This is a genomic window from Mesorhizobium sp. M1338 (assembly GCF_040318045.1).
Classification (GTDB): Bacteria; Pseudomonadota; Alphaproteobacteria; order Rhizobiales; family Rhizobiaceae; genus Mesorhizobium.
Genome location: NZ_JAMYLL010000034.1, coordinates 15,485 through 26,435, shown reverse-complemented (window position 1 = coordinate 26,435; position 10,951 = coordinate 15,485). Strand labels below are relative to the sequence as shown.

The 10,951-nt window shown below is 63.5% G+C and carries 10 protein-coding genes; 3 read left to right on the top strand and 7 right to left on the bottom strand.

Annotated features, from left to right (window positions below):
* Positions 1-184: 184 nt before the first annotated feature.
* Together NKH19_RS23970 and NKH19_RS23965 are read right to left on the bottom strand one after the other, a co-directional pair.
* Positions 185-1,078 (bottom strand): NAD(P)/FAD-dependent oxidoreductase, encoded by an 894-nt coding sequence (locus NKH19_RS23970; RefSeq protein WP_352872037.1) that lies wholly within the window; start codon positions 1,076-1,078, stop codon positions 185-187.
* On the bottom strand, positions 1,071-1,334 hold the full coding sequence (locus NKH19_RS23965) for a hypothetical protein (RefSeq protein WP_352872036.1): 264 nt from the start codon (positions 1,332-1,334) through the stop codon (positions 1,071-1,073). Before NKH19_RS23965 ends, NKH19_RS23970 begins: the two co-directional genes overlap by 8 nt.
* 32 nt (positions 1,335-1,366) lie before the next feature.
* On the opposite strand from NKH19_RS23965, the gene NKH19_RS23960 reads away from it, so the two are divergent.
* A complete protein-coding gene (locus tag NKH19_RS23960; RefSeq protein WP_352872035.1) occupies positions 1,367-2,014 on the top strand; it encodes a TetR/AcrR family transcriptional regulator in 648 nt (215 codons plus the stop codon).
* A gap of 141 nt (positions 2,015-2,155) precedes the next feature.
* Here the strand turns inward: NKH19_RS23960 and NKH19_RS23955 are convergent, their stop codons facing one another.
* Together NKH19_RS23955 and pgi are read right to left on the bottom strand one after the other, a co-directional pair.
* The gene (locus NKH19_RS23955) at positions 2,156-2,878 is read right to left on the bottom strand and encodes an HAD family hydrolase (protein WP_352872034.1); all 723 of its coding nucleotides are present in this window, start codon (positions 2,876-2,878) and stop codon (positions 2,156-2,158) included.
* A 5-nt stretch (positions 2,879-2,883) separates the two neighbouring features.
* The gene (gene pgi, locus NKH19_RS23950; RefSeq protein ID WP_352872073.1) at positions 2,884-4,554 is read right to left on the bottom strand and encodes a glucose-6-phosphate isomerase; all 1,671 of its coding nucleotides are present in this window, start codon (positions 4,552-4,554) and stop codon (positions 2,884-2,886) included.
* 275 nt (positions 4,555-4,829) lie between these two features.
* Between pgi and pdxR the strand changes: the two genes are divergently transcribed.
* Both pdxR and NKH19_RS23940 read left to right on the top strand, forming a co-directional pair.
* Positions 4,830-6,323 (top strand): MocR-like pyridoxine biosynthesis transcription factor PdxR, encoded by a 1,494-nt coding sequence (pdxR, locus tag NKH19_RS23945; RefSeq protein ID WP_352872033.1) that lies wholly within the window; start codon positions 4,830-4,832, stop codon positions 6,321-6,323.
* Positions 6,324-6,510: 187 nt separating this feature from the next.
* The gene (locus NKH19_RS23940; RefSeq protein ID WP_352872031.1) at positions 6,511-8,097 is read left to right on the top strand and encodes a trimethylamine methyltransferase family protein; all 1,587 of its coding nucleotides are present in this window, start codon (positions 6,511-6,513) and stop codon (positions 8,095-8,097) included.
* A gap of 19 nt (positions 8,098-8,116) precedes the next feature.
* Here the strand turns inward: NKH19_RS23940 and NKH19_RS23935 are convergent, their stop codons facing one another.
* The 3 genes from NKH19_RS23935 to NKH19_RS23925 form a co-directional block, all read right to left on the bottom strand.
* Positions 8,117-8,515 carry a hypothetical protein gene (locus NKH19_RS23935; protein WP_352872030.1) on the bottom strand — a complete coding sequence of 133 codons (399 nt, stop codon included), beginning with the start codon at positions 8,513-8,515 and terminating at the stop codon, positions 8,117-8,119.
* Positions 8,516-8,577: 62 nt separating this feature from the next.
* The gene (gene chrA, locus NKH19_RS23930; protein ID WP_352872028.1) at positions 8,578-9,969 is read right to left on the bottom strand and encodes a chromate efflux transporter; all 1,392 of its coding nucleotides are present in this window, start codon (positions 9,967-9,969) and stop codon (positions 8,578-8,580) included.
* Positions 9,966-10,790: a chromate resistance protein ChrB domain-containing protein gene (locus NKH19_RS23925; RefSeq protein WP_352872071.1), complete on the bottom strand. Its 825-nt coding sequence runs from the start codon at positions 10,788-10,790 to the stop codon at positions 9,966-9,968. The genes chrA and NKH19_RS23925 overlap by 4 nt, the downstream gene beginning before the upstream one ends.
* Positions 10,791-10,951: the final 161 nt, after the last annotated feature.

Genomic DNA, 10,951 nt, shown 5'->3' with positions numbered 1-10,951 from the left:
TCAATAACGTCGCCTACGTCACGGTCGTCCTCACGCGCCATGCCAAGTCTAACAGATGCGGTTGCGCCGACGATCTTCTTGCCACGGGCCTCTATCGCACCACCGCTGATCTGCTGGCGTAGGCGCCCCCCAAAAGGAGGTTTTCCGTGATGGCCCGCGGTAACCGGAGTAGGAATCTATGCTCTCAAACCAGCATCGACTGCTGAGCGGAGATACCCGCCGTCGCGCCGTGCGATGTTGCCGTAGTGACCGAGGCCATGAGGGGGTTTGCGAGGTCGCCGGCGGCGTAGATGCCGGGCATGCTGGTTTCGCGGCGCTCATCGACCTTGAGGGCGATGCCGAGGGGTGTATTGACCGTGGCGAGGCCCAGTGATTCATGCAGGCTTGCGGACGGCTTGTTGCGCGGATGCGCGAACAAGATGTCAACCGAGACATTGGGGCCGGTATCGAGCTTGACGGTGGCATTATGGCCCCCGCGATGGGCGATCTCGGTGATCCGGCCATCGACGACAGGTATGTTGCGGCGCGCCAAATCGGCCCGGATATCGGGTGAAATGTCGTGACCATCGGCGAAGAGGGTCAACCTGTCGGTCCAATCGTGGAACAGCCTGACCTGATTGTGCGACTGCGGGCCGGACCAGATGAGGCCCCAATGCTGGCCGGCGACTTCAAAGCCGTCGCAATAGGGGCAGGGCACGATGGACGTGCCCCAACCTTCGGCAAAGCCCGGAACATCAGGCATCTGGTCGGCGACGCCATAGCTAAGGATCAGGCGGCGCGCCGCAAGGCGGTCGCCATCGCCAGCGAGGACGGAGAAATCGTCGATGGCGCCGGAGACGCTTTCGGCCCGGGCATTGACCAGCTTGACCGTGGGATAACGCGCCAGCTGCTGCCGCGCCTCGGCCAGGATGTCCAGCGGCGGCTTGTGATCGTGGCCGAGCAGGCCATGCGAGTGGCCAGCGAAGCGGTTGCGCGGCAGGCCGGTATCGAGAACGGTGACCTTGCGGCGGGCACGGCCGAGTTGCAGGGCGGCGGCGAGACCGGCAAAGCTGCCGCCGATGATGATGACGTCATCCATGGTGATGGGCTCCGTGTTGTGGTTGGAGGGGGGTGGGCTGGGCCTGGCGCGAAATAGCGTCCAGCGATACGCGCTCGAGACGGGCAGCGAGCAAGGCTTCGGCATCGACGAGAAAGTCGCCGATCACCGTGTTGACCGGCCGGACGATGCCGCATTCGATATCGCCGGGCGGCCCAGGGAAGCTTGATTTGGAGGACAGGGTAAAATCCACTCTTTGGCTTGCATATTTATGAAACTGCATGGTATCGTAATTCAAGAATTAGGATACTGTCAAGGACTGGAATTATCGTGACCGAAAACAGCCAGGCCCGGCGCGGCCGGCCCGCCAACGAGGCGCTTGGCCAAACGATAGTCGACGCCGCGTGCGAACTCTTTGTGGAATTGGGTTTTCAAGCGACGACATTGGACAAGGTCGCCCAACGGGCGAAGATATCCAAGCTCAGCATCTATCGGCACTTCGAGAACAAGGAGGCGCTGTTCAGCGCGGCCATCGCGGCCCACTGCCATCAGTTTGCACCACTGGCTCTTTCTGAAGGCGTCGACGGTTCGGCCGAAGATCAGCTCATGGCGATGGGATCATCCCTGCTTCGCACGCTGTTGAGCCCGGACGCCCGCAGTGTCGAAGCCATGATCATGGCCGACAAGACGAATCAAAAGTCGTTAAGCAAGCTCCATTACGAAGCCGGCCCCGCCCATGTCATCGCCCAAATCGAGGCCCTGTTGCGTCAGTTACACGCGAAGGCGGTTCTGAACGTGCCCGATCCTCTCCGGTCCGCCCGCTTGTTTGCCGCGCTTATCAAAGGATCCGATCTCCTGATTATCGCACGCTTCGATGAGGCGAGAGCAGAGGACGACAACGAAATCGAATCCTATTGCCGGTCGGCCGTCGCCATGTTCATCGCCGCGCACGGTGGCAACGACCACGCAGGATACTAATCCCGCACATCTTATGTCGCGGGGTGAAGTGAAAAACGGCAGCTAACCGTCGGTTTCGACTAACTGCAGACGTTCGGCTCACCACCCCATCTCAGCCGCTGGCGGGAAAGCCCAAGTTGATTTTGCCCCGGCCGCTGCCCGTCAGGTCGTTTCCTTGACCCGTGCCGACAGGAAGTCGGGCAAATCGGCAACCGAATCCAGGATCGCGTCGGCGATGCCGGCCAGCGATTCGCGGGTGCCGGTGCCGGAGAGCACGCCGACCGCTAGTCCGCAGCCACCGGCCCGCGCCATTTCGAGGTCGTGCCTGTTATCGCCGACCATGGCGATTTCCGCCGGCTTCAGCCCGGTGAGATCGCTGAAGGCCAGGATCGTGTCGGGTGCTGGCTTCGGGTTGGCGACCGCGTCGTAGCCATAGGCGGCGTCGAACAGCTGGGCGACGCCGAGAGTGACCAGGGTCTTTTCCGCACCGCTGGTCGAATCATTGGTAGCGACGCCAAGCCGATAGGATTTCCTGTGCAATGCCGTCAGCGTGTCGACGATGCCCGGCAACGCCACCGCCATTGCGGAGCCCTGCACCGAGGTGATCTCGTTGAAGCGGGCAACCGCAAGCATCTGGTCCTCGTTGGACAGGCGCGGGAACCACAATTCGACGACGTCGAGATTGGTGCCCGACGCAAAGATGGAATCAGGCTTGAAGCGCTTGTTGGCGAAATCGAAGCCGGCGGCGGCCAGCAGCCTGTCGGCTTTCCAGCGATCGCCTTCCGACGCATCCATGGCCATGAAATCGGCGACGCCGAGCCAGGTCGCGTTGAAGTCGACAAGCGTTCCATCCTTGTCGAACAATATACCCTTGATGTCTGCCAAGCTTTTCACTCCGATCCACGCAAATGGTGGATGAATCCCACAAGACCAGCGGTCGATGCGTCCCGGTTAGCGGCGCTTTCCTTGCCCTCCACGACAGGCAAAAGGCCGGTGGCCAATTCCTTGCCGAGCTCGACGCCCCATTGGTCGAAGGAGTTGATGTTGAACAGCGTACCCTCGACGAAGACGCGGTGCTCGTAGAGCGCGATCAGCCGGCCGAAGGTGCGCGGGTCGAGTTTGCGGTAGAGAATGGTCACCGAGGGTCGGTTGCCGGAGAAGACACGATGCGGGGCGATCTTGTCGACCTCGGCCGGCTTCATGCCCTTGGCCAGCATCTGGGCGCGGGCCTCGTCCAGCGTGCGGCCCTTCATCAGCGCTTCCGACTGGGCCAGGCAGTTGGCGAGCAGCAGATCGTGCTGATGCTTGAGATCGGGCTCGTGACCGACCGCCGCCGCGAGGAACTCGACCGGGATGAAATCGGTGCCCTGGTGTAGGAGCTGGAAGAAGGCATGCTGGCCGTTGGTGCCGGGCTCGCCCCAGACCAGCGGCCCGGTCGGCGTCGCCGCCGCCGTGCCCTCGAGGGTGACGCTCTTGCCGTTCGATTCCATATCGAGCTGCTGCAGATAGGCCGGCAGCCTGGATAGGCGCTGATCATAAGGGATGACGGCGCGCGCCGGATATCCGCAGATCACCCGATGCCACCAGCCGACCAGCCCCAAAAGGGTCGGCAGGTTCTCCTGCACGGGCGCGGTGCGGAAATGCTCATCCATCTCGTGCGCGCCATCGAGGAAGGCGCGAAAATTCCGCGGGCCAACAGCGATCATCACCGGCAGGCCGATCGCGCCCCAGAGCGAATAGCGGCCACCGACCCAGTCCCAGAAGCCGAAGACACGATCCGGCGCGATGCCGAACTTGGCCACCAAGTCGAGCGAGGTCGAGACAGCGGCGAAATGCTTGCCGACCGCTTCCTTGCCGAGCGCCTCTTGGACCCATTTGCGCGCCGTCTGCGCATTGGTCATCGTCTCGACGGTGGTGAAGGTCTTGGAGGCGATGATGAACAGCGTGGTTTCGGCGGACAGGCCCTTCAGCGTGTCGTGGATATGGGCGCCGTCGATGTTGGAGACGTAATGCGCGCGCGGCCCGTCATGATAAGGCGCCAGCGCCAGCGTCGCCATGGCCGGGCCGAGATCGGAACCACCGATGCCGATGTTGACGATGTCGGTGATCTTCTTGCCGGTGGCGCCGGCCGCCTTGCCCGAGCGTACGGCATCGGCAAAGGCGCTCATGGCGTCAAGCACGGCCATGACGTCCGCCTTGACGTCCTGGCCATCGACGGTGACGCCCTTGCCGGTCAGGTTGCGCAGTGCCGTGTGCAGCACGGCGCGGTCCTCGGTGAGGTTGATCTTCTTGCCGGCGAACATGGCGTCGCGACGGCCTTCGAGATCGGCCGCCTTGGCGAGCTTTTCCAGCAAGTCCATGGTGAGCGCGTCGACCGCGCATTTCGACCAGTCGAGCAGAAGGTCGCCGTCGGTGGCGGAGAATGTAACGAAGCGCTTGGGATCGGCGGCGAAGGCCTGGCGCATGCTGGCGGGCGCCGCCGCGCGATGGTCGCGCAACGCGGCGAGCTGTTTTTGAAAGGACGATTGATCCACTGCCGAACTCCGAGACCTAAGAGCCATCATTACGAACCGGATGTTTCCGGCGCGTGTCGTCGCGACAATCTATCGAGCCTAATTCCAGCCATTTCAATGCGCAGCGATGACGCACGAAGTCATCGCCGGGATGAGGCGCCGCGTCACCCCGCGATGGTGCAGCGCAGCATCAAAATGGCGTGAAGGATCACTGGCATAAATCCCAACGATCAGAAAAATTGATTGGCGCAACCCCTTGTGCCACGGTTACGTTCGGCTGGTCCAGCCAAGCGAAAAAGGCTGGCCATCGAGGAACATCTCCCATGCCACAGCGTAACGACACGGCCATATGGTCCGGCCTGTTCCGGATTTCGGCGGAATCGGGCCAGACCCTGCAGGCACAGATCCGCCAAGCCATCGTGGCCGCCATTCTCGACCGCCAGATCGCCGCTTCGATGCCGCTTCCTTCGTGCCGTATCCTGGCCGAAAAACTCGGCGTGGCGCGCGGAACCGTGGTGCTGGCGTTCCAGCAGCTGGTCGACCAGGGCTTCCTGGTGGCGCGCGAGCGGCGTGGTCATTTCGTCAATCCCGATGTGCTGGCAACGCCTGCCAAGCCACACCAGAAGGCGCCCGATCAGGCCAATGAGATCGACTGGAAGGCACGCCGCAAGATCGCCGCCAGCGACATGCCGCCGCCGGCCAAGCACGAGAACTGGATCAAGTCGTCCTACCCCTTCGTCTACGGCCAGTTCGACCCGGCGCTGTTCCCGACCGCCGAGTGGCGCGAGTGCAACCGCATGGCGCTGGCCGTGCTCGAAATCCGCAACTGGGCGTCCGACATGGTCGACCGCGACGATCCGCTGCTGATCGAGCAGATCCAGGCGCGGCTGCTGCCGCGGCGCGGCATCTTCGCCAATCCCGACGAGATCATCGTCACGCTGGGCGCCCAGAACGCACTCTACATGCTGGCGACGCTGCTGATGTCCAAGGGCTCCAAGGTGGCGATGGAGGATCCCGGCTACCCCGACGCACGCTCGATCTTCCGCCTTGCGGGCGCCGAGATAGAGCCGGTGCCGGTCGACCAGTCCGGCATCGTAACCGCTTCTATTCCCAATGATTCCGGGTTCGTCTTCGTCACGCCCAGCCATCATTGCCCGACCATGGTGCCGCTGTCGGCGGAACGGCGGCAGGATCTTCTGGCGCGGGCCAACCGCTACAACCAGATCATCATCGAGGACGGCTATGACAGCCAGCTTCTCGACGAAGCACCGCAGCAGGCTCTGAAGAGCCTCGATCGCTCAGGCCGTGTCGTCTATGTCGGCTCGATGTCGAAGACGCTGGCTCCGGGCCTGCGGCTCGGCTACATCGTTGCTTCGGCTGGCCTGATCTCCGAACTCAGGGCGCTACGCCGCTTCATGCTGCGCCATCCGCCGGCCAACAACCAGCGCGCCGTAGCGCTCTTCCTGTCGCTCGGCCATCACGAGGCGCTTGTGCGGCGGCTGTCGTCGGCCTTCGACGAGCGCCGCAAGCGTCTGGTCCATGCGATTTCCGCCTTCCTGCCGGAATGGCGCTCGACCGATTCGGCCGGCGGCACATCGCTGTGGCTCGAAGGGCCGCGTGGCACCGATGCGCGCGGACTGGCCGAGGCAGCAGCCTCGCGCAGCGTCATCATAGAACCGGGCGACCGGTTCTTCGATCGCACTGACAAGCCTTCGCGTTTCATGCGGCTGGGCATCTCATCGATCGCGCTGCAGCACATCGAGCCGGGCATCCGCGAACTGGCCACCGCCGCCGGACGCAGGCCCGCGGCCGCCTGATCCATCGCCATCCCCCTGGGGCCGCGCAGGCGCGGCTCCGACTCCATTAGCTCTGGCATATGCAACCGGACCGACTGGCCCATAGTCTGGGCCAATGCCGGCGGCATAGTCGGAGACATAAGGGGAAGAAGCAGCCGATGGTGGACCAACCGCCGCGCCCTGCTTCTCGGAAAGTTGGAGTGTCTCCATGTCAGTTCTTGAAAAGCAGGAAGCGGCGGCGGATCAACGTTCGCGTCGCTCCGGCGGGCGCGAAGCGCGCCGCGCCATGCGGGCAGCGCCCTTGGCCGACGACATCAAGCCGGTGCGCGCCGGCCTCGAAGGCGGCAGCTACGGACCGCTGACCCAGAACGACCAGGAACGCATCCACGAAGCGGTGCTGACGCTCCTGGAAACGGTCGGTTTCGCCAATGCCATTCCCTCCTGCATCGAAGCCTTGACCGAGGCCGGCGCCACCTATGGCGACGATGGGCGCATCCGCTTCCCGCGCGGGCTCGTGCTCGAGACGATCAAGAAGGCGGCACGGCATTTCACCCTGCACGGGCAGGACCCCAAGCACGATATGCTGATCAAGGGCAAGCGCGTGCATTACGGCACGGCGGGAGCCGCCGTGCATCTGGTTGATGTCGAGAAGCGCGAATATCGAGAGTCGCTGCTGCAGGACATCTATGACGCCGCCCGCCTCGTCGAAGGGCTCGACAACATCCATTTCTTCCAGCGCCCGATGGTGCCGCGCGACATTCCCGATCCGCTCGAAATGGACTTCAACACGCTCTATGCCTGCGTGATGGGCACGTCGAAGCATGTCGGCACCTCGTTTACGGTGCGCGAGAATGTGCAGCCGGCGCTGGAGATGCTTTATGCTATTGCCGGCGGCGAGGAAAACTTCCGCGCCCGGCCTTTCGTGTCGAACTCCAACTGCTTCGTCGTGCCGCCGATGAAATTCGCCGAGGACGCCTGCGGCGTGCTCGAGGCCTGTGTCGAGGGCGGCATCCCGATTCTGCTGCTCTCGGCCGGTCAGGCAGGCGCCACGGCGCCGGCGGCGATTGCGGGTGCCGTGGTGCAGGCGGTAGCCGAAGTGCTGGCTGGTCTCGTCTATGTCAACGCCATCAAGCCAGGGCATCCGGCGATCTTCGGCACATGGCCGTTCGTGTCGGATCTGCGCACCGGCGCCATGTCCGGCGGTTCGGCCGAGCAGGCGGTGCTGACGGCGGCCTGCGCGCAGATGGCGCAATACTACGATTTGCCGGGCGGCTCGGCCGCCGGCATGACGGATTCGAAATTGCCCGATATCCAGTCCGGCTACGAAAAGGGCATCACCGACGTGATGGCCGGTCTCGCCGGGCTCAATCTCGTCTATGAATCGGCTGGTATGCACGCCTCGCTGCTCGGCTTTTGCCTCGAAAGCCTGATCATCGACAACGACATGCTCGGCCACTGCCTGCGCTGTGTGCGCGGCATCGAGGTGACCGACGAAGCGCTGTCGATCGACACCATCGCCGATGTCTGCCTGAAGGGTCCGGGCCACTATCTCGGCAACGAACAGACGCTGCGGCTGATGCAGACGGAGTATTTTTATCCCGCCGTCGGCGATCGCTTTTCTCCCAAGGAATGGAACGAGAAGGGCCGGCCCGACATCTTGCAGCGGGCGATCATCGAGAAGAAGCGCGTGCTTGCCGAGCGCTTTCCGCGCCATGTGCCTAAGCAGATCGACGACCGGCTGCGCGCCCGCTTTGGCGAAATGATCAAACTGCCGCGCGGCAGCATGGGCGGGTAAGGAACGCTCGCCGGAACAGTTATTCGGCGCTCAGCCCGTAGCGCTCGACGACCTCGGCATCGATCAGCTTGGCGTGCAGCGCCATCAATACGATTTGCGCATCGAAGCTGTCGCCGGCCTGCACCGCGGCCTCGACCCGGCGCTCCACGTCCTGCCGCTGCTGCAAGCCGTGGGAGCTTTCGAAGATTTCGGGCCCGGCAACGCAATAGCTGAACAGTTGCGCCACTTCCGCATAGGCCTGGCCGGGCGGCTCGTCGGGCCAGCGATCCTTCATCAGATTGACGATGGTCAGTTTCACGCCCTCCGGCACAAGGGCAGGATGCAGGTCGGCGCCACGCAATGCGGCGTCGAGCTGCCTCAAGTCGCTCGAGCGGCCGAACATTCCGAGGAAGCCGAGAGAAGAGCGTCGTCCCGCCATGGGTTCCAATCCGTTTCCAACCAATTAGGTGGTTCGCAAGCGGATTACAAAAGGGGATGGCATTATCCCCCCGCCGCCAGCAACAAGACACCGGCAAGAGCAGACGCGGCAAGCGTTGGCAGCATTCCGAGTTTCAGTTTCAGGATGGCGATCATAGCGGCAACGGAAAGCAGTGCCGCGCGCCAGTCGATCGACGAAAGCACCGGCACATTCATGCCAAGGCCGATGTTGCGGACTTCGTGGAAGATGACATGCAAGGCAAACCATAGAGCGAGATTCATGATGACGCCGACAACAGCGGCGGTGATCGCGCCCAGTGCGGCCGACAATGCCTTGTTGCCGCGCAGGGCCTCGATATAGGGCGCGCCGAGGAATATCCAGAAGAAGCAGGGCGTGAACGTTACCCACAGGGTAAGCAACGCCCCCAGCGATCCGGCAAGCAACGGGTCCAGCGACCCGGCGTGGCGGAACGCGGCGATGAAGCCGACAAACTGCAACACCAGGATGAGCGGACCTGGCGTCGTTTCGGCAAGCCCAAGACCATCGACCATTTCACCGGGGGCGAGCCAGCCGAAGGACTGGACGGCTGCCTGTGCGACATAGGCGAGGACCGCATAGGCGCCACCGAAGGTGACGACAGCCATCAGGCTGAAGAACCCCCCTATCTCGGTCCAGACGCTTGCAGAGCCGGTGAACCACCAGATCACAAGAACGGGCCCAAGCCACAGCGGCAGCCAGATCGCGACGGTGCGCGGTGCATGCCATCTGGTCGGCTCGACATGGGCCAGTTCGCCGCGTTCGAACATCAGGTCGACCGCTCCCTTGAAGTCGCCAACATCGCCCTTGCCATGGGCGGAGCCGGAAAACAGGCCGGGAGCAACGCGGTCTCCCAGCCATCCAGTCAGGCCGGCGAGCAGGACGATGAGCGGGAAAGGCACATTCAACGCATAGATGGCGATGAACGCCGCGACCGCGATCGACACCGTGACGCGGTTCTTCAGGGCACGCCGCCCGATCCGGATCACTGCCTCGATGACAATGGCGAGCACCGCCGCCTTCACCCCGAAAAACAGCGCTTCGACGAGCGGCATGTCGCCGTAGAGCACGTAAAGGCTGCTCAAGACGAGCATGACCAGCGCGCCCGGCACGACGAACAGGATGCCGGCGACAAGGCCACCGGCCGTCCTGTGCAGCAGCCAGCCGATGTAGATGGCGAGTTGCTGGGCTTCCGGCCCAGGCAGCAGCATGCAGTAATTCAGCGCATGCAAGAAACGCTGCTCGCCGATCCAGCGCCGCTCCTCGACCAGTTCCTTGTGCATCAGCGCGATCTGCCCGGCCGGTCCGCCGAAGCTGAGCAGTCCGATCTTCGCCCAGACCTTCGTGGCTTCGGTGAAGGTCGGCGCAGCCGGAACCGGCACGTCTCCCGCCGCATCCGCCGGTACAAGAGCGCTCATGTCGGTTTACCCGTCCCGGCGGCCGGCCAGTTGTGCGTTTCTTCAGTGGCGTCGCGACACCAGCGGAAGAATGCGTCGTAGAGCAGCATGCCTGCTTCCAGTTGCTCCAGGTCGTCGCGGAACATACGCGACAGGCCAAGCGAGGCAGCCAGAAAGCCGGCGGCCTGGGGCACCAGATCGAGCCTTGCGGTGTCCGCCGCGCGCACGATTACGGCAAGGCGATCGAGCGCCTCGGACTCCAGTCCGAACTCCTCGATCATCGTGTCGAAGGTGCAGCGTTCGCCGCGATGGCTCCAGAACACATTGTCGATGTCGAAAGGCACGGCCTGAAAGCGGTCGGCCACATCAGGCACTTCGGCCGCCTCGACAAACAGGAAGATCGCGTGAGGATCGACGAAACGCCGGATCAGCCAGGGGCAAGCGATGCGGTCGACCTTCGGGCGTGTCCGCGTCACCCATATAGTGCGACCCTTTTCGTCGCGCGGCGGCAATCTGTCGGTGCGGACCAGAAGCCCCCCGGCATCGCGCCAGGCTTCAAAGCCGCCTTCAAGGGATTCGGCGGTGATTCCCTCATGGCGCAGCCAGGCGGCTACCCCTTGCGAGAGTTTCCGCCCTTTCTGGCAAACGATGGCCACCGGCTTGCCGGCGAACGCGGGCGCCCAGGTCGAAACGGTTTTGAAATCGCGCCGGCACGAAGCGGGCAACAGGCGCGGATCGGCGTCGAAATCTTCGTCTATGCGAACATCGATGATCACCGGCGCACCCGGCAGCCCGATCAGACGGGATAATTGCGGTACAGTGATAGCGGTTGTTGACGGCATGGCGTCCACCTCCTGGAAGAGAAGCCTGGACGCGAACGTTGGGCTGACGCCTCACGGGGTCGTCGCGATGCACCCCTTGTCATGATGGTGGATACATCGCGCGGACTTGTCAAGGATGGTGACCGTTCTCGACCTTCTGGTCGGAACTGGCGGCCTGATTG